Origin of the sequence: Anaerostipes faecalis (genome assembly GCF_018982945.1) — a bacterium.
Taxonomy (GTDB): domain Bacteria; phylum Bacillota; class Clostridia; order Lachnospirales; family Lachnospiraceae; genus Anaerostipes; species Anaerostipes faecalis.
Genome location: NZ_JABRXE010000001.1, coordinates 582783 through 602882, shown reverse-complemented (window position 1 = coordinate 602882; position 20100 = coordinate 582783). Strand labels below are relative to the sequence as shown.

Below are 20100 nucleotides of genomic sequence, written 5' to 3'. Positions count from 1 at the left end.
ATGGGCAAAAAAAATTAAGGCAGACACAATCAGTATCTACCTTAATAGTTAAATATAATATTTAGTTAATGAAATACATAAGTTTATTATAATTATATTTGAAAGTTACATTTTTGGTCAACTTTGCAGAAGGGTACCATTTTTAGATTTGACCAAAAACACTGACCAAAATTTGACCAAAAAGTGATCAATAACTTATGATAATATATGATAGTTTATGATAGCATCGTATATGCCATATATTGATTAAAAAGCTTTAAAAATGGCTTAAATACGTGGTTTCTACGATATATACATAAAATTATATATATTTATGAGTTACTGCATCTGTTTTGCAACTTCTTCAGCGAAGTTTTCTTCTTTCTTTTCGATTCCTTCACCTGTTTCGAAACGAACGAATCCTTTGATTGTTACGTTAGCATTGTTAGCTTTAGCAACCTGCTGTACATATTTTCCAACAGCCTGTTTTCCATCTTCTGCTTTAACGTAAACCTGATCTAAAAGACATACTTCTTTTAATTCTTTGTTCAGACGACCAATGATCATCTTTTCGATGATGTTTTCTGGTTTGTCTGGGTTTTCATTCATAGCCTGAACTTTTAAGATTTCTGTTTCATGATCGATATAGTCTTTAGAAACTTCATCTCTGCTTGTGTATTTAGGAGCAATAGCTGCAACCTGCATTGCAACGTTTTTACCCATTTCTTTGATTTCGTCATTTACTACATCTGTAGCAACTTCAACTAATACACCAATTTTTCCACCAGCGTGAATATAAGAAGCAACAAATCCATCTTCAGCTGCAACTTTGCTGAATCTGCGGATATTTAAGTTTTCACCAATTACAGCGATTTTTCCGTCTAATGCTTCTTTTACAGTTTTTCCAGCTTCTGCTTTAGATTCTTCTGCCATGAATCCTTCAAGATCTGCTGCACCAGTTGTAAGAGCCTGATCTGCAACTTCTGCAACATATGCCTGGAATGTTTCGTTCTTAGCAACAAAGTCTGTTTCAGAGTTAACTTCAACAATTGCTGCTTCTTTTGCATCATCAGACATTGCAACTGCAACTAATCCTTCTGCTGCAATACGTCCAGCTTTTTTAGCTGCTTTAGCAAGACCGTTTTCTCTTAAAAATTCTACCGCTGCATCCATATCTCCTTCTGTTTTTGTAAGAGCTTTCTTACAATCCATCATACCTGCACCGGTCATTTCTCTTAATTCTTTTACCATTGCTGCTGTAATAGCCATGATTTCTTCCTCCTAAACAAATTAAAATTATTCTTCTTCTGCAGCTTCTTCAGCTTCAGCATCAATTCCCTGGTTAGCTTCAATAACAGCATCAGCCATTGCAGATGTAATCAGTTTTACTGCACGAATAGCATCATCATTTCCTGGGATGATATAATCTAATTCTTCAGGATCGCTGTTTGTATCTGCGATTCCAACAAGAGGAATTCCTAAAGTATGTGCTTCCTGAACACAGATACTTTCTTTCTTAGGGTCTACAACAAAGATCATGTCTGGAAGTCCACCCATTTCTTCGATTCCGCCTAAGTTCTTCTGTAATTTGTCTTTTTCTTTGTTAAGTTCTAAAACTTCTTTCTTTGGAAGTACATCAAATGTTCCGTCTTCTTCCATTTCTTTGATTTTCTTAAGTCTTGCAATTCTTGATTCAATTGTCTTGAAGTTGGTCATCATTCCACCTAACCATCTGTTGTTAACGTAGAACATTCCACAACGTTCAGCTTCTGCCTGGATAGAATCCTGTGCCTGTTTTTTTGTACCTACAAACAGAATTTTTCCACCCTGAGCTACACAGTCTTTTACTGCATTGTATGCATCGTCAACCATTCCAACAGATTTCTGTAAATCGATGATATGGATTCCGTTACGTTCTGTGTAGATGTATGGTGCCATTTTAGGGTTCCATCTTCTTGTCTGATGTCCGAAATGAACACCTGCTTCAAGTAACTGTTTCATTGAAATTACGCTCATTATAAAATCTCCTTTAGTTTGTGCTTCCGCTGCTTTCATCGTTTCGGCAAACCTGTCGGCACTTACCGAAATTCCAACAGCGTGTTTATTTTTACCTATGACAGTATATCAGACCTTCTGCTTAATTGCAAGTATTTTCCTGTCTGATAACATCATTATCTTTGTTTTGTGATTTCATCAAATACGAAATCATTGGTTACCTTTATGTATGTTCCTTTCATTCCAGAAGATCTTGTCTCAATAACACCGGCACTTTCAAGTTTACGCAGTGCATTAACTACAACAGATCTTGTAATTCCAAACCGGTCCGCAATCTTACTTGCCACCAGAATACCTTCATTTCCATCCAGCTCTTCTAAAATATGTATGACTGCTTTATGTTCTGTAAAAGATAAAGTACTGATTGCTGAATCAACAATATGTTTCTTTCTGCGCTCCATTTCCATCTCCTCACTGACGGAACGAAGCATCTCAAGTCCAACCACGGTTGTTCCATATTCTGCAAGAATAATATCATCAATAGAATACTGTTTATTCTGGCGATACATAAACAATGTACCAAATCTTTCTCCTGCAATATCAATTGGAGCAATGATTGCAAAATAATCATCAATATCTGATTCAAAGCCCAGAGTTGACAAGCTGACATTTTCATTTGTTGATAGAATTGTCAGCAGTCTCTCATTCAGATAATGATCCACATAATCCTTTACATTTCCTGAAATCAGCTGATGAAGCACCTCAATATGAGGTTCCTCGTTTTTTCCAAGAATTTTCCCTTTTTTACTGATTACAAGAACATTGGAATCCATAACTTCTGTCAGCACTTTACAAATGTCGTTAAAAACCACTTTTTGGGAATTATTGTTATGCAACAGTTTATTGATTTTTCTTGTTTTATCTAATAACTGTATACTACTCATTTTATATACTCTCCTTATTTGGCGGAAACTTCTTTAGAAACCTCTTCTTCATCTGGACGGTTACATACATAACCACATTCTTTGTTTGAACAAACAAGCTTCTTGCCTTTTTCAATCATATAACTTCCACAACGCTCACATTTTACAGTAGATGGCTTCTGCCATGAGATAAAATCACATTCCGGATTATTTTCGCATCCATAATATTTGCGGCCTTTTTTCGTTTTCTTTAGAACAACTTCACCGCCACAGATCGGGCATGGTACTCCTACTTTTTCAAAATGCGGTTTTGTATTTCTGCATTCAGGAAATCCCGGGCAGGCAAGAAATTTACCATATGGACCATATTTTACTACCATGTTTCTTCCGCACTGATCACAGATAACATCTGTAACTTCATCTGCAATATCAACTTTTTCCAGTTCTTTCTCTGCATTTTTTACAGCAATGTTAAAATCAGGGTAGAAGTTCTCAATAATAGATTTCCAATGAACTTTTCCTTCTTCTACCATGTCAAGAAGGCCTTCCATCATTGCCGTAAAATTCACATCTACAATCGAAGAAAATGCTTTTTTCATCATTGAGTTTACGGCTTCTCCAAGTTCTGTTACATAAAGATTTTTCTTTTCTTTTACAACATAACGTCTTGCAACAATGGTTGAAATAGTTGGTGCATAGGTACTTGGACGACCGATTCCCAGTTCTTCTAAAGTTTTAACCAGGGAAGCTTCTGTATAATGTGCTGGCGGCTGAGTAAAATGCTGCTTGCTTTCAAAATCATTTAATGACAGCTGTGTATCTTCATCAATGGATTTTAACATAACATTTCCTTCAGATTTCTCATTATTTATATTATAAACAGATAAATATCCATCAAAAACAATTTTTGAAGCTGATGCTGAAAAACGATATTCACCTGCACTGATTTTTACTGAAGTATTTTCATACTTTGCAGGTGCCATACGGCTTGCAATAAATCGGTTCCAAATCAGCTGATACAGACGAAACTGATCTCTGGACAGCTGATCTTTTATACTTGCAGGAGAATTCTCCATATAGGTTGGACGGATAGCTTCATGGGCATCCTGAACCTTTTTATCGTTTTTCTTAGATATATTTCCATTACCAACATATGCTTCACCATATGTTTTTGCTATATACTCTTTTGCATTGGTATCTGCTTCTTCAGAAATACGTGTGGAATCTGTACGAAGATAAGTTATAAGACCAACGGTTCCTTTTCCTTTAATGTCTATACCTTCATACAGCTGCTGAGCAATCCTCATGGTCTTCTGAGTTGGAAAATTCAACTTGCTGGAAGCATCCTGCTGTAAAGTACTTGTAGTGAAAGGAAGAGGATTTTTCTTTAAACGTTCAGTGACTTTGACCGAATCCACCTTGAAATCTTTTCCGTTCAGGTCATTCAGAATTCTATCAAGTTCTTCTTTACTGTGTATCTCAAGCTTCTTATCCTTTGTTCCTGTAAATTTTGCAACTAAAGGTTTTTTACTGCCTTTCATATCCAGTAAAGCATCCAATGACCAGTATTCCTGAGGAATAAAAAGACTGATTTCTTCTTCCCGGTCACAAATCAAACGAAGTGCTACAGACTGCACTCTTCCTGCACTGAGCCCCCTTTTGATCTTAGCCCATAAAATAGGACTGATTTGATATCCAACAATACGGTCCAATACTCTTCTCGCCTGCTGGGCATCTACAAGATTCATATCAATCTCTCGGGCATGTTTGATAGAATCTTTTACTGCATTTTTTGTTATTTCATTAAAGGTAATTCTACTGCAGTTTTTATTCTCAAGCTTTAATGCATGATATAAATGCCAGGAAATAGCCTCTCCCTCACGGTCCGGGTCAGTTGCAAGATAAACTTTATCAGCTTTTTTCACCGCTTTACGAAGAGTTGCCAGTACCTCTCCCTTTCCTCTGATGGTAATATACTTTGGTTCAAAATCATTTTCCAGATCAATTCCCAAGGTACTTTTCGGAAGATCCCTGACATGTCCGTTTGATGCAATTACCTCGTAATTCTTACCAAGAAATTTTTTAATTGTTTTTGCTTTCGCTGGTGATTCAACGATTACTAGATATTTTGGCATATTATACTTACCCCTTGCTAAGATTTTTATTCAAGAATGCCTCCTTCTAAACAGTTGGCATCTCACATCTTATATATATATTATGGTGTACCTGTTTCACATAGCCATCCGATTCCAAATGAAACAATACTTCCAGGGTTTTTTCAAATGATAGCCCTGATAAATATACGATTTCATTTAAATGTTTCGGATACAAATCTAACACATCATACACCTTTTTTTCTGTAACCGCAAGACATTTTCCCATAAATTGACTGAAATTTCCTGAATATTTTGTGAAATCCGGGAATTCTGTCAGAATATCTTCAACAGATTCTGTTAGCTTTGCACCTTCTTTTATCAATCTATGACAACCCTCATGCTTTTTTTGTGTAACCGGTCCCGGCACTGCAAATATCTCTTTATTTTGTTCCAGTCCACAGTCTGCTGTAATCAATGAACCGCTTTTTTTCTCAGCTTCTACAACAACAACTCCGTCACTTAATCCACTGATCAGTCTGTTCCTTTTTGGAAAATTCCATGAATATGGAGGTACTCCAGGTGGATATTCTGATAGGACTGTTTGGGTTAAATACATTTCATGAAATAACTGATAATTATCTTTTGGATAAATTTTATCAATTCCACACCCAAGAATACCTGTTGTCATTCCGGTTTGAGACATTGCTCCTCTATGAGCTGCTCCATCGATTCCCTTTGCAAGTCCACTTATGACCCCAACGTTATAAGATGCCAGCTCCTTAGCAAATCTCCTGGCAATTTCTATTCCATAAGATGTAGGAAACCTTGTACCAACGATTGCTATATTAAGAGACTTTTCTTTATAAGGTTGTCCTTTTTGAAAAAATACATAAGGAAAATCGTAGATTTTTTTTAGACGCGACGGGTATGTCGCTTCCTGAAACATAGTACATATAATTTCCTGTTTTTCTAATTGCTCATATTGTTCTTGAATAAAAGATATATTTCTTGTTTTTATAAATGTCTCCAGTTGGCTTTTTGAAAACTTTTCTTCTATTATATTAGGTTTTACCAAAAATAATTCTCTGGGATGACAGAAAATCTCCATGAGCTGATGCTGTTTTACGGAACTGATACCAGACAAAGCTGAAAACCAATACCAATATAATTTATCTGTCATCGCCAAGCACCTCTTTTAAAAAGCTATCATTTCGATAAGATAAAGCCTCTATGATATGATATGGCTGAATTTGTTCCTGGTCATCCATAAGTGCAATGGTCATTGATAACTTTTTTATTTTGTCAACACCCCTCTTAGAAATCTTTCCATCTTTGTAAATATTACAAATCAGAGCTTCTCCATCTTTTGATATATTACATAGTTTCTTCATATCAAAAGCTTTTATTTCACTAAAAAAAGAATATCCTGTTTTTCTTAGCAGCTGTTTCTCTTTATTTACATTTTCAACAATTCTGTTCTTTATGGTTTTCGATGATTCACTTTGATTAATTTCTATAGCTGTCTTTTCTTCCACTGCAGATAATATCATATCAAACCTATCCAGAAGAGGCCCTGATAATTTCTTCAGATATCTCCGTTTTTCGTAGTAAGAACACCTGCATTTTCCTTCTTCCAGTCCATATCCGCAAGGACACGGATTCATGATACCAATTAATTGAAAATCCGCTGGAAATATGTAGTTTTTCCCAAGACGATTCATAATAATCTCATTATCTTCCAATGGCTGCTTTAAAGCTTCCAGACATTCAGTCCGAAAATCCATCATTTCATCTAAAAATAAAATTCCCAGATGCGCAAGTGTAATTTCTCCTGCCTTTGGATTTTTCCCTCCTCCTGTAAAAGCAGCCTTAGAAATAGATGAATGTGGAATTCGAAAAGGCCTGTCTGTATCCATGATATTCCTTGGAACACCTGTTGCATCATATATACTTTGTACTTCCAATCTCTCATCATCTGTTAATGGATATAATATAGAAGGAATTCTTTTTACTGCCATTGTCTTGCCTGAACCTGGTGACCCTGCAATTAACATATGATGTTTTCCGGTCACTGCGATCTCAATGGCACGTTTTAAATGTTCCTGACCTTTTATATCAATATAGTCTTCAGGATACTCTCTGTTCTCCCATTCTATCTTTCTTTTGAAATGATTCTTTTTAAGTTTTCCATGAAAAAAGTCTATGACATTTTCCAGAGTTTTCATATAAAATATTTCAATTCCTTCAATGGAATCCAGAGAATCTCGATCATCTTCTGCAACAAAAAATTTCTTTATTCCCTGCTTCCTTGCTTCTAAAATAATGGGAAGACAATTTCCAACACCATGAATTCTCCCATTAAGACCCAGTTCTCCAAGCACACAAAAGTTATGTAATTGATCGGATGGTATTAAGCCCAGACATGCTAAAAAGGCTACAGCAATAGGAAAATCAAATGCTGTGCCGCTTTTTCTGATATTTGCAGGGGATAAATTAACTGTGATTTTCATAGATGGCAATGGATGCCCGATAGATCGAAGTGCAGAGGCAACTCGCTCTCTTGCCTCTGCGGCTTCCTTGGATAAATAGCCTACCATAGTAAAATAGGGAAGACCATTTCTGATTTCAACTTCTACATGAATTAAATGTCCCGTGACACCTGAAACAATGCCACTTTGCACTTCCTGATAAATCATAACTGACTCCTTCTTCTCAGGAAGGTTTTCCAAAATGATAGGATTATCATACCATAATTGGAAATTATTTCAAGAGCTTCTTTAATTCATTCATAAAAGTATTTACATCTTTAAATTCGCGATAGATTGCAGCAAAACGCACATATGCCACTTCATCCAGATCTTTGATTTTGTCCATGACAATTTCTCCTATAAGAGATGTTTCAACTTCCCTGAATCCCAGGTTAAAAATCTTTGTCTCAATCTCATCCACTGCCTGATCAATCTGAGCCATGGAAATAGGTAATTTATGACATGACTGAACAATTCCATGACGTATCTTGTTTCTATCATATAACTGCCTTGTTTTATCCTTTTTGATTACTGATAATGGCTCTGTTTCAATCTTTTCATATGTGGTAAAACGTTTACTGCAGTCATCACATTGTCTTCTCCGACGAATGGCATTATTATCGTCCGCTGGTCTTGAATCAATAACTCTGGAACTTTCACTTCCACAATATGGACACTTCATCTTTCGCTACCTCCGTTTCTTTTGCTTGCAGTATAACATTTTTTATATTCTACTTCAAACATTCTTTTTCATTTATATCTACAAGAATTGTATCATGCCCAATTTTGACAATTTTTTTATATGGTATTCTATATATCTGATTTTTTCCAAAGCAACGGATTAGTTTTTCCGCTTTTGGAACAATTAAAAAGCATATACATCCGTTTTCAAGCTCAAATTCCAGATCAATCACAAAACCAAGTCTTTCTCCAGTCTTACAATTGATTACATCCTTTTGCCGCAGCTCAAGAAAATTCATAAAAACACCTTTTTTTCATTTATATTCAAAACCAAAGCATCTTATACAAAAAGACAGGAAGAAAATTCTCCCTGTCTTGTGCACCCAGACATCTCAAAAGTCTAGGCTTCTTTCTTAACTTCTTTTTTTCCTGTAATAATGCCCTTTGGACATTTATTTGCACATAATCCGCATCCAACACATTTGTCATAATCGATCTTGGCAATATTATTTTCAACGGTAATAGCTCCCAGTTTACAAGCCTTTTCACAGGCTTTACAACCGATACATCCGGCCTTACATACAGACATAACGGCTTTTCCAAAGTCTTTAGAACTACATTGTACTTTACATTTTTTATCATATGGTACAAGCTCAATCAATCCTTTCGGACAGATTTCTGTACATTTACCACATGCAACACATGCTTCTTTGTCAATATAAGCAATTCCGTTTACAATAGAAATTGCATCTTCCGGGCAAACATTTGCACAGCTTCCAAAACCAAGACATCCATATTCGCAGGCTTTTGGTCCCGCACCTGGCACTGTCATAGCTTCAATACAGCTCTGTGTTCCACTATACTTATATTTATCAGCTGCTTTTTCACAAGTTCCGGCACATTTTACAAATGCCACTTTCTTTACAAATTCTCCTGCTTCAACTCCCATGATTGCACTGATTTTTTCTGCAGCTGCTGGTCCACCAACAGGACATCCGTTAACCGGTGCTTCACCATTTGCGATTGCTTTTGCAAGGCCATCACAACCTGCATAGCCACATCCACCACAGTTGTTTCCAGGAAGTTCTGCTCTGATTGCGACTTCTTTTTCGTCAACAGGAACTTTAAATTTCTCAGAGGCAATTCCAAGTAAGATGGCAATTACCAGTCCAGTTCCTCCTACAACGACGGCCGCAAGAATAATTGCTGTAACGTCCATTCCTACTACCTCCTATATGATTCCTGAGAATCCAAAGAAAGCAATTGCCATCAACCCTGCAGTTACAAGAGTAATTGGCATTCCTTTAAAAGATTCCGGTATATTATTATGTTCCATTCTTTCACGAATACCAGCCAGGATTACGATAGCAACGGTAAATCCAATGGAAGTACCAATACCATTTACAACACTGGTAACAAAACTATAGCTGTTCTGCACATTAGTTAAAGCCACACCAAGTACAGCACAGTTTGTTGTAATCAGAGGAAGATATACTCCCAATGCTTCATACAATGCCGGCATGGATTTTTTCAATACTAATTCTACGAACTGTACTAATGCTGCAATTACCAGAATAAATACGATAGTCTGCAGATATTCCAGTCCTGTTGGAACTAAAATAAACGAATAAATTAAATTAGTTACGGCTGATGCGATGGTAATAACGAAGATGACCGCTGCACCCATTCCGCCAGCAGTTTCAACTTTTTTAGAAACTCCAAGGAAAGGACACAAACCAAGGAACTGGCTTAATACGACGTTATTTACCAGGGCGGACCCAATGGCAATTAACAATAAATCCTTCATAATAATCCTCCTTATTTATCATCGACTGTTGTATCAAAAAAGCTTCTGGAGCCACATGCACTATTTCCACAGTTGGCACAATCTCCACATCCTGTAGATGCAGGTGCTTTCTTTCCAGGTTTTTTACTTCTGATCTTATTCTGAGCTGCAACCAGACAAGCTAATACAAAGAATGCTCCTGGAGCAAGAATAAAGATTGTAATTGGTTCATAGGATGCTGGCATAACCTGCATTCCAAAAATCTGTCCTGCTCCCAGTAATTCACGGAAAGCACCGATTAATGTCAATGCAATAGTAAAACCAAGTCCCATTCCAAGTCCATCAAAAAATGATACAATAGGACCATTTTTTGCTGCAAATGATTCAGCACGTCCAAGGATGATACAGTTAACTACGATCAGAGGAATGTAAAGTCCCAATGCTGCATTTACAGATGGCACATAACCCTGAAGTAAAAACTGAACAATTGTTACCAGGGAAGCGATAACAACAATATATCCTGGAATTCTGACTCTGTCTGGAATTATATTTCTTAATGCTGAAATAATCAGATTGGAAAACATTAATACAGCTGTTGTTGATAAGCCCATTCCTGCACCATTGATTGCTGATGTTGTTACAGCAAGTGTCGGACACATACCTAACATTAATACGAAGGTTGGGTTTTCTTTTACGATACCATTAATCAAACGTTCTATTGGATTTGGTTTCATCTTACTTACCTCCCTTCAGGCTCTTTGCATATGCAACACAGCTGTTGACACCGCTTGTTACAGCACGGCTTGTAATTGTTGCACCACTGATAGCATCAACTTTTGCATCATCATTTTTTCCAGAACCATCTTTTACAACTTCAAATTTATCTGCTTTTTTATTTTTGAAATTACTTTTGAACTCATCTTCTGTAGCTTTCATACCAAGTCCGGCTGTTTCACTAATAGATAATGTTTCATATCCATTTACTGTTCCATCATTACGAACACCAACAGATAATGATACATTTCCGCCATATCCTTCCGGATTTGTGACAGAAAATACATAACCAAGTTCTTTTCCATTGCTGTCTACTGCTTTTGCTGCTTCACTGATTGTGTTCTGACCAAGATCATTTGCTTTTAATACTTTCGCAACTTCTTTCTGATCTAACTTCACATTTTCAAATTTTGCTGCATCAGCAAATACTGCTTTATAAGCTTCCTGTTTTGTCTTTTCTTCCTGGGCTGCAATCGGAGCTTTTGTAATGTTATATACAAATCCAAGAAGGAGACCGGCAATCAGAGTGATAACACATAATTTGATACAATCTGTAATCAGATTCTTATTCATTGCTCTTACCTCCTTTTGCTTTAACGATTCCAAATGGAGTAGGAACGGTTACTTTCTCAATCAACGGAACAAGTAAGTTCGCAATAATGATGGAATATGATACTCCTTCAGACATTGGTCCAAACAGACGGAATGTTCCGGTAAGAATACCGAGAAGTAATGCATAGATTACTTTTCCCTTATCTGTAATCGGGGATGTTACGTAGTCTGTTGCCATAAAGATAGCACCTAACATAAGTCCTCCACCAAATAAGTGAGAAGCAATAAAGTTAATATCCAGTCCATGTCCTCCAAACAGCGCCACAAACACTGCTACTGTTGCGATATAGACACATGGAATGATTGGAGAAATAACTTTACGGATAACAAGATAAATTCCTCCAATAATCAGCAGTATTGCAGAAGTCTCTCCAATAGTACCTGGAATGAACCCTTCAAATAATTTTAATACGTCTACAGTTTTTCCTGCTTTTAATGCTGCCATAGGTGTTGCTGTTGTCACACCATCATATGTAAATGTTGTCATTCTTGCAGCAAAGGAAATCATCAGGAAACATCTTGCACCAAGTGCAGGGTTCATGAAATTCTGTCCTAAGCCACCGAAAAGCTGTTTTACGACAATGATTGCAAAAATACCACCTAAGATTGGAAGCCAGAAAGGAACTTCTGCAGGCAGGTTTAACGCAAGTAATAATCCGGTAAGAACAGCACTAAGATCACTGATAGTCACCGGCTGTTTCATAAGTTTCTGGTATGCATATTCTGCTACAACACAAGTAACAACCGTAATTGCAATTGTAATTGCCGCAGGAACACCAAAGATATAGATACCAAAAATAGTAGCGGGTAATAATGCAATTATTACATCCAGCATAATCTTCTGTGTTGAGCCATTATCTCTTACATGAGGGTTGGCAGACACATGATATAATGATTCGCTCATATGTATCTCTCCTTTATTTCTTTCTACGGTTTGCTAATACCTGTTTACGTCCTGTTTTCATTGACTGTGCAAGATTACGTTTTGCAGGACAAATGTAGGAACAGCATCCACATTCTACACATTCTGCTCCATAGAGCTTTTCAAATTCATCAAACTGGTTGTTGTCTGCAAGAACAGATAATTTTGCTGGCATCAGTTTCTGTGGACAGACTCTGACACAGCGGCCACATCTGATACAGTTACTTGGCTCATTGGCAGCAACCTCATCCTTTGAAAGTGCAAGGAATGATGAAAATGTCTTGACTGCAGGAACATCTGTAGTAAACATTGCCATACCCATCATAGGTCCTCCGGAGATAATCTTTTCCGGCTGAACTTTAAATCCACCGGCAGCTTCAATCAGTTCATTGACATTTGTACCTGTACGAACCATAAAGTTGCTTGGATTTGCAATTGCATCTCCTGTTACAGTTACTAAACGCTGGTATAATGGTTTACCATCTTTAACTGCTTCTTTAATTGCTACGATTGTTGCAACGTTATCAACGATACATCCTGCATCAGCTGGAAGCATACTTGAATTAATACTTCTTCCTGTTGTTGCATAAATCAGAGAACGTTCTGCTCCCTGAGGATATTTTGTCTTTAATGAGGCAACACTGATACGTGAATCTCCTTTTACAAGTGCTTCTACTTTTGCAATTGCATCTTTTTTATTATCTTCGATTCCGATAATTCCCTTTGCTTTAGGGAACATATCCAGGACAATATTCAATCCTTCGATCAATAATTCAGGTGTTTCCATCATAATACGGTAATCTCCGGTAATATAAGGTTCACACTCTGCACCATTTACGATAATATATTCAATTGCCTCTGGATCTTTTGGAGCAAGTTTTACATGCGTAGGGAATCCAGCACCCCCAAGTCCAACAATTCCTGCTTCTTTGATTGCTCCAAGTACTTCTTCTTTTGACATGGATTCATAAGGTTTTGTCTCGAACGCAACCTCTTTAAATTCTCCGTCATTTTCGATTACAATTGAGTTTACTTTCGCTCCTGCTGGAGTAATTCTCGGTTCAATTGCTTTTACTGTTCCTGAAACAGAGCTGAAAATATTTGCAGATACAAATCCACCAGCTTCTGCAACCTTCTGACCTACAAGTACTTTGTCACCCTTGTTTACGATTGGTTTCGCAGGGGCGCCAATGTGCTGGCCTACAGGTAAAACAACATCTCCTTTTGGCAGATATTCGGTGATAGGTGAATCTTTTGCATATTCTTTTCCATCATCCGGATGAACTCCACCGCTAAATGTAAACAATGCCATTTTAAGCCTTCCTTTCTTATTCATTATTTTTCCATTAAACTATATCATAAGTTTTTTCTTAAGGAAAATCAACAAATGTACTGGATTTCAAACAATTTTCTTTTCTTTTCGATAAACTTCTTATGATATCTGATTGTGGTTTTAATCCCATATTTTTTGGAATTATTTCCCAAAACAAAAAGAGTTTCCACCTAGAAACATGAAAACTCCTTTGCACATATGGAAATATAACACAATTTAAAAAATTTTTCAATAGTTTTATTTTCTAATCTGTCCATTACCATAAATAATAAATTTTGTTGTAGTTAAAGCATTTAATCCCATTGGTCCGCGTGCATGTATTTTCTGGGTACTGATTCCGATTTCAGCACCAAAACCAAATTCAAAACCATCGGTAAAACGCGTTGAAGCATTGACATATACCGCTGCTGCATCAATTTTTTCAAGAAATGCCTGCGCATTCTGGTAGGAATCTGTCACAATTGCTTCGGAATGTCCGGTATTATAATGATTAATATGAGCAATTGCCTCATCAAAATCATTCACTGTCTTAACTGAAATGATTGCATCCAGATATTCTGTTCCCCAGTCTTCTTCCACAGCGGAAATCACAGATGAATTTAATGCACAAATCTCTTTGTCGCCTCGAATCTGAACTCCTTTTTCCAGCAACGCCTCGATAATAGCCGGTCCATGACTCTTAACAATATTTTTATGTAAAACCAGTGACTCGCATGTATTACATGTTCCTAATCTCTGGGTTTTAGCATTCACGATTATTTTTACCGCCATATCTTTTTGTGCAAATTCATCTACATAAACATGACAGTTTCCTGTTCCAGTCTCAATAACCGGAACTGTGCTGTTTTTTACCACCGCCTGTATAAGCCCGGCTCCACCTCTTGGAATCAGAACATCAAGATATTCATTTAACTGCATCATTTTTGTGGCAGTTTCCCTGCTGGTATCCGTAAGAAGCTGAATACTGTACTTTGGCATTCCACATATTTCCAGTGTCTTCTGAATCACATTTGTAATGGCAAGATTAGAATTCAATGCATCACTGCCTCCGCGAAGCAGACATGCATTTCCTGTTTTAAAGCAAAGGGCAAATGCATCAGCTGTAACGTTTGGTCTGGATTCATAAATAATACCTACAACCCCCAATGGGACTACCTTTTTTCCTATTAGAAGACCATTTGGAGTTCGCTGCATATGTTCTACCGCTCCAATAGGATCTCCCAGATCAGATACCTGGCGAAGTCCTTCTGCCATTCCTGCAATACGTTCTGCCGTCAGAGTCAGACGGTCAACTAACGCTTCTGTCATTCCATTTTCTCTTGCAGCTTTTACATCTTTTGCATTTTCCAAAAGAATATAATCATGATTTTCCACAAGACTTTTCGCTACTTCTTTTAAAACGCTGTTTTTTTCCTGTGTCCCGGCTATTGCAAGAATCGCTGCTGCTTCTTTTGCCTGTTTACCTAACTGCTCTAACATAATTTTCCTCCTCTTAATGTTTTCCTTTAGGGCGAAGTGGCGTAATAGTACCATCTTCATTTTGGATACTGATATTATTTAACTGCCCTCTTAAATTAGCACGAACAGACTGAATATATTCTGCCCGCAGTTTCTTCTGTTCTTTTTTTTGCTCTGCAGTTAATCCTACAGATTTTTCCAAATGATATAATTCATTGATTCTTTGAATTTTCTTCTCGTCCATTTCTCAGCCTTTCTTAAAATATGGTCTTTCTGTCAGATATGTCTTAAAATTAAAATCTTCTCTTTTATGAGCCAGGAATAAAGTCCCAAGATTATTTCCAGCCATCACTTTATTTACATTATTCAAATTGTCACTATTTAAAATGATCATATCTGCTCCGGCATCTGTTACAATATTAGCCGCGGCAATCTTCGTAGCCATTCCGCCGGTTCCAACCTTTGTCACTGCTCCTTTTGCCATGTTTTCAATTGTATCATTGATTACCGGAACCTCAGAAATCAATTCTGCCTCCGGATTTTTATGGGGATCGTCAGTATATAATCCATCTATATCTGTTAGAAGAATTAAAAGATCACCCTGTACCACAGCTGTTACCACTGCAGATAATGTATCATTATCTCCAAATTCAATTTCTTCAGTTGAAACCGTATCATTTTCATTTACGATTGGAATCACACCCAGTTTAAGCAGCTGCTCAAATGTATTTTTTGCATTGCGTCTTCTTTCATCATTAAGCATTGTTTCTTTTGTAATAAGAATCTGTGCAGATCCCTGATTATATTCTGCAAAAAGTTTCTGATAAATCATCATCAGCTGCCCCTGTCCAACTGCAGAACATGCCTGTTTCATCGGCAATGACTCTGGTCGTCCTGATAATCCCAATGCTTTAAATCCTACACCAATTGCCCCGGAAGAAACAAGTATAACGTCTTTCCCACTATTATGTAAATCTGTCAGCACTCTGACCAGTTTTTCCAGACGAAACAGATTAATATTTCCAGTGCTTTTGTGAATTAAAGAAGAAGTTCCCACTTTTACTACAATTCGTTTTTTATCTCTGAGTTTTTCACGATAGTTCATCTTTCTCTCCTTGTAACCTGCATTTAAAGGTATTTTACACTGTTTACCAATGCTTCTGCAACCTTTATTCCATCCATTGCTGCAGAAGTAATTCCTCCTGCATATCCTGCTCCTTCACCACAGGGATATAATCCTCTGATATTACTTTGATAGTCTTTGGATCTTTCCATACGTACCGGTGAAGAAGTTCTGGCTTCAATTCCCGATAAAACAGTATCATTTCTGTTAAATCCCTGAATCTTCCTCTGAAAATATTCCATACCCTCACAGATAGCCTCTGACACTTCTTCTGGAAGACATTCTCTTATATTCGCAAAAATGGTTTCTCCTTTGGAATTTGGAAGAATCTCCCCATATTCTTGAGAAATCCTGTTTTTTCTAAAATCTTCTAAAAGCTGTACCGGTATTTTCCCGTTTCCTGCCTGAAAAGCTTTTTCTTCCCATTTTCTCTGAAATTCCACGCCTGCAAGGGGACTGTTATTACCAAAATCATCTGGAGTAACACTCACAATAATGGCACTGTTGGAATTGGATCCCATACGATCATGATTACTCATCCCGTTTACAGTTAAATGCCCTTCCTCAGAAGACGCATTTACAACAAAGCCTCCTGGACACATACAAAATGAATAAACACTTCTTCCATTTTGTGCATGGTATGTAAGCTTATAAGATGCGGTAGGAAGATCATGCCTTTCATAATCATCACCATACTGCGACTGATTGATCATCTCTCTCGGATGCTCTACTCTGACACCCATGGCAAATGCCTTGGCAGTCATATTCATTCCCTTTTCCAGAAGAGTATAGAAAGTATCTCTGGCACTATGTCCTGGTGCAAGTATGACAGCATCTGCAGGTACTTTTTCGCGACCATTTATAATAACCCCTTTAATAACATCCTTATCTATTATAAAATCGGAAACTTTAGCCCCAAAACGCACCCGTCCTCCCAGTCTCTCTATTTCATGTCTCATATTGGCAACAACATGACATAATAAATCTGTTCCAATATGTGGTTTGTTTTCATATAATATTTCCTCAGGAGCACCAAACTCAACAAATGTTTCCAGAACAAAATGATTTCTTCCAAATTTGTCCTTGACCAGTGTGTTCAGTTTTCCATCAGAAAAAGTACCGGCTCCTCCTTCTCCAAACTGAACATTTGATTCAGTATTTAACTTTCCTGTTTTCCAAAAATGTTCCACATCAGCTGTTCTTTGCTCCACAGACTGTCCTCGTTCCAGTACAACAGGATTCATTCCTGATCGCGCAAGCATAAGAGCTGCAAAAAGACCTGCAGGTCCCATACCGATCACTACAGGTGGATTTTTTGTTTTTCTTTTATTTACCGGAAAACAATATTTTTTTTGCTGAACCTTGATAATATTTCGATTTTTATTTTTCTTTAAAAATAATGTTTCCTGTTCATGCCCCATCTCCACATCAACAGCATAAACATATAAAATAGCATCCTTTTTTCTGGCATCAATGGATTTCTTTTGAATAGTCCAGCTCTTAATCTGAATATTATGTAATACCTTTTTAATTTTTTGTTCCAGCTGCCTCTTACTATGATTTACCGGCAGCTTTATCTGATTGATTCTGATCATATTTTTCCTATCTGGCTTCCTGCAATAAATCCGGATGTAAATGCCCATTGCAGATTATATCCCCCGCACGTGCCATCTACATCCAGCAGTTCACCAGTTACATATAGTCCTTTCAATATTTTTGATTCCAGAGTTCCCTGGATAATTTCCTTTGTTGATACACCTCCAGCGGTAACCTGAGCCATATCAAAGCCTTTATAACCGATGATTTCAATTTCAAACGACTGTATCATTCCTATAATACGATGAAACTCATCTTCCGTCATTTTCTTTACAGATTTATCAGGTGAGACATTTAAACGTTTCAAAATGCCAAAAACCAGCTTCTTATTTAAAAATCCCTGAAAAAACTCTTCTACTGTCTTATACTGACAGTTCTTTAAAAACAGCCTTGCCGTTTCCTGCAGGGTCATTTGATCCGGCATGAGATCTAGAAAAATTTTAACCTTTTTTCTCCTCCTCAGTGCATCGATGGCAAACCGACTGATCTGAAAAACAGGTATCCCTGATATTCCATATTTAGTAAACTGAACTTCTCCATATTCCTCTGCAATCAATTCGTTATTGGCAAAAACTTTGAGTCTGCACACATTCCTTACCCCAGAAATCAACGAAAAATAATTTCCCTTTCCTTCTAATGCAACCAGTGCAGGAAAGGTGTCTGTGATTCTGTGATGAAATCCTTTTGCAAGCTTATAACCACTTCCGTTGCTTCCAAGCTTCTCCTGGGCACATCCTCCCGTGGCAAGAATCAGATTTTTCCCCTGAAAAGTTTTTTCGTTGCCATAGACATAAAATGTATCTTTAATTTTCTCTGCTTTTTGGACCTCAAACCCTGTTATAACATCAATTGCTAAACTGTTTATTTTGGCAGTCAGAACATCTACAACAGTGGAAGCCTGAAAAGATGCCGGGTAATAATATCCGTTCTGTTGAGTCATCAGCATTCCCAGTGATTCAAAAAAACGGATTAGTTCCGGCAGACCAAACATCTCTAGCATTCCGTATGGAAAATGCGGAAGATTTCCTCGATATGACATCTGATCCATATGATCATTGGAAAGATTACATCTTCCATTACCTGTAGCAAGGATTTTTTTCCCCAGCTTATCCATTCGTTCTAAAAGAAGCACTCTGTTTCCATTGGACGCTGCTGAAATCGCAGCCATCATTCCAGATGCACCTCCACCTGTAATTATTACATCATACTTCATTTATTTCCTCCCATTTATGTCTATTACGTTTTATTATAATGCTAACTGCTGCAAGACTCAAGAAAATGATACACTTCTTCACGGGTTCTAAATATTTTTTTCCCCTTTAAAAGTTTTAAAACATCCTGAGGCAGTTCATCCTTTTTCAAATCTGTATATTCAAATACTTCTTTTGTCTGATTATTGATTACTACCAGATTCCCATCTCTTACATCCAGCCCATAAGTTGTTTTTGCCTTTTTTTCAATTTTCTTTTCTTCTTTTTCCTGTTGAGTTATAGTAGATTGAACCTGATGAATTAATTTTTCCTTTTCCATATCTTTCCGGTAAAAAGCCACATAATACATATATCCGCAAAGGCCTGTAATTACAAGCATATATATAAGTAAAAATCGATTAATTTTATTCATAGAAACACTCCTTTTGCTTAAGTGTCCCCCCAAATAATATAAAATATACAAAAAGGGAAGTGAAATATTTTCATTCTACCCACTTCCACACACCATTGTACTATACTATATTCCAAAGCAAATCAGAGAATTGCCTCCGTTTATAAGAACTTTATTATCTCGAACTATATAGGAATTCTTATTTCCACGTCCCAATTCCGTATAATCAACATCGTAGGCTGCAATCCATTTGCCATCTTCTTTTCGTAAATCAATATTACATTCAATATTTGAAACATACCAGCTCTTTAATTTGTCATAACTGATTCCAAGAATAGGGACTTTTTTAAAATTCCCCTGATAAGTATCTGAATCGCATTGAAATTTGATATTATAATTCCCCTGCTTTCTTCCAGATAAATCGAAATAGTATGCTCCGTCTTTTTCTTTTACAACAAATTCATTATCTGACTTTTCCCCCTCAAATTGACTTCTAAGAAATAAAGTCGATATGGTATCACACTCTTTTCCATTTACAGTTAAATAGATCTTGATATGGATACGTTCCCTTAATATTAATTCCGGCAGATAAAAAAAGGACAAGAAAACGATCGCAAACAGGCTTATTAATACAAAACTTAAATAAATAACACGTTTCTTCATCATACTATCCCCCTTCGGACATCATCTAA

At 36.9% G+C, this 20100-nt stretch carries 21 protein-coding genes; all 21 read right to left on the bottom strand.

All coding sequences use genetic code 11. From position 1 onward, the window contains the following. Positions 1-318: 318 nt before the first annotated feature. Entirely contained in the window at positions 319-1248 is a 930-nt protein-coding gene (gene tsf, locus KTB61_RS02960) for a translation elongation factor Ts (RefSeq protein ID WP_075758733.1), read from the bottom strand. A 27-nt stretch (positions 1249-1275) separates the two neighbouring features. Continuing rightward, entirely contained in the window at positions 1276-1995 is a 720-nt protein-coding gene (gene rpsB, locus KTB61_RS02955) for a 30S ribosomal protein S2 (RefSeq protein WP_192846092.1), read from the bottom strand. Positions 1996-2150: 155 nt separating this feature from the next. After that, positions 2151-2918, bottom strand: coding sequence for a GTP-sensing pleiotropic transcriptional regulator CodY (codY, locus tag KTB61_RS02950; protein WP_075758734.1), 768 nt, complete (start codon positions 2916-2918; stop codon positions 2151-2153). Positions 2919-2932: 14 nt separating this feature from the next. Further along, entirely contained in the window at positions 2933-5032 is a 2100-nt protein-coding gene (gene topA, locus KTB61_RS02945; RefSeq protein ID WP_075758735.1) for a type I DNA topoisomerase, read from the bottom strand. A gap of 46 nt (positions 5033-5078) precedes the next feature. Continuing rightward, positions 5079-6173 carry a DNA-processing protein DprA gene (gene dprA, locus KTB61_RS02940; RefSeq protein WP_075758736.1) on the bottom strand — a complete coding sequence of 365 codons (1095 nt, stop codon included), beginning with the start codon at positions 6171-6173 and terminating at the stop codon, positions 5079-5081. Continuing rightward, complete coding sequence (locus KTB61_RS02935; protein ID WP_075758737.1) at positions 6163-7689, bottom strand: YifB family Mg chelatase-like AAA ATPase; 1527 nt, start codon at positions 7687-7689, stop codon at positions 6163-6165. Before KTB61_RS02935 ends, dprA begins: the two co-directional genes overlap by 11 nt. A gap of 64 nt (positions 7690-7753) precedes the next feature. Further along, positions 7754-8203, bottom strand: coding sequence for a transcriptional regulator NrdR (gene nrdR, locus KTB61_RS02930; RefSeq protein WP_075758738.1), 450 nt, complete (start codon positions 8201-8203; stop codon positions 7754-7756). Positions 8204-8252: 49 nt separating this feature from the next. Further along, positions 8253-8501, bottom strand: coding sequence for a YlmC/YmxH family sporulation protein (locus KTB61_RS02925; RefSeq protein WP_075758739.1), 249 nt, complete (start codon positions 8499-8501; stop codon positions 8253-8255). A gap of 101 nt (positions 8502-8602) precedes the next feature. Then, positions 8603-9421, bottom strand: a complete 819-nt coding sequence (locus KTB61_RS02920; RefSeq protein WP_075758740.1) for an RnfABCDGE type electron transport complex subunit B — start codon at positions 9419-9421, stop codon at positions 8603-8605. A gap of 12 nt (positions 9422-9433) precedes the next feature. Continuing rightward, positions 9434-10009 carry an electron transport complex subunit RsxA gene (gene rsxA, locus KTB61_RS02915; protein ID WP_075758741.1) on the bottom strand — a complete coding sequence of 192 codons (576 nt, stop codon included), beginning with the start codon at positions 10007-10009 and terminating at the stop codon, positions 9434-9436. A gap of 11 nt (positions 10010-10020) precedes the next feature. Beyond that, complete coding sequence (rsxE, locus tag KTB61_RS02910; RefSeq protein WP_075758742.1) at positions 10021-10722, bottom strand: electron transport complex subunit RsxE; 702 nt, start codon at positions 10720-10722, stop codon at positions 10021-10023. A 1-nt stretch (position 10723) separates the two neighbouring features. Beyond that, positions 10724-11335, bottom strand: a complete 612-nt coding sequence (locus KTB61_RS02905) for an RnfABCDGE type electron transport complex subunit G (RefSeq protein WP_075758743.1) — start codon at positions 11333-11335, stop codon at positions 10724-10726. After that, positions 11328-12278: an RnfABCDGE type electron transport complex subunit D gene (locus KTB61_RS02900; RefSeq protein WP_075758744.1), complete on the bottom strand. Its 951-nt coding sequence runs from the start codon at positions 12276-12278 to the stop codon at positions 11328-11330. The genes KTB61_RS02905 and KTB61_RS02900 overlap by 8 nt, the downstream gene beginning before the upstream one ends. A gap of 13 nt (positions 12279-12291) precedes the next feature. Next, positions 12292-13608 (bottom strand): electron transport complex subunit RsxC, encoded by a 1317-nt coding sequence (gene rsxC, locus KTB61_RS02895; RefSeq protein ID WP_075758745.1) that lies wholly within the window; start codon positions 13606-13608, stop codon positions 12292-12294. A gap of 258 nt (positions 13609-13866) precedes the next feature. Then, complete coding sequence (locus KTB61_RS02890) at positions 13867-15108, bottom strand: glutamate-5-semialdehyde dehydrogenase (RefSeq protein WP_216696747.1); 1242 nt, start codon at positions 15106-15108, stop codon at positions 13867-13869. A 13-nt stretch (positions 15109-15121) separates the two neighbouring features. Further along, positions 15122-15331 carry a DUF896 domain-containing protein gene (locus tag KTB61_RS02885; RefSeq protein ID WP_075758747.1) on the bottom strand — a complete coding sequence of 70 codons (210 nt, stop codon included), beginning with the start codon at positions 15329-15331 and terminating at the stop codon, positions 15122-15124. Positions 15332-15334: 3 nt separating this feature from the next. Then, on the bottom strand, positions 15335-16192 hold the full coding sequence (proB, locus tag KTB61_RS02880; protein WP_075758748.1) for a glutamate 5-kinase: 858 nt from the start codon (positions 16190-16192) through the stop codon (positions 15335-15337). A 23-nt stretch (positions 16193-16215) separates the two neighbouring features. After that, a complete protein-coding gene (locus KTB61_RS02875; protein WP_216696746.1) occupies positions 16216-17805 on the bottom strand; it encodes an NAD(P)/FAD-dependent oxidoreductase in 1590 nt (529 codons plus the stop codon). Beyond that, complete coding sequence (locus KTB61_RS02870; protein WP_075758750.1) at positions 17802-19019, bottom strand: BaiN/RdsA family NAD(P)/FAD-dependent oxidoreductase; 1218 nt, start codon at positions 19017-19019, stop codon at positions 17802-17804. Before KTB61_RS02870 ends, KTB61_RS02875 begins: the two co-directional genes overlap by 4 nt. Positions 19020-19060: 41 nt before the next feature. Beyond that, the gene (locus tag KTB61_RS02865; protein ID WP_075758751.1) at positions 19061-19429 is read right to left on the bottom strand and encodes a hypothetical protein; all 369 of its coding nucleotides are present in this window, start codon (positions 19427-19429) and stop codon (positions 19061-19063) included. A gap of 105 nt (positions 19430-19534) precedes the next feature. Then, positions 19535-20074, bottom strand: a complete 540-nt coding sequence (locus tag KTB61_RS02860; RefSeq protein ID WP_075758752.1) for a hypothetical protein — start codon at positions 20072-20074, stop codon at positions 19535-19537. Positions 20075-20100 lie beyond the last annotated feature (26 nt).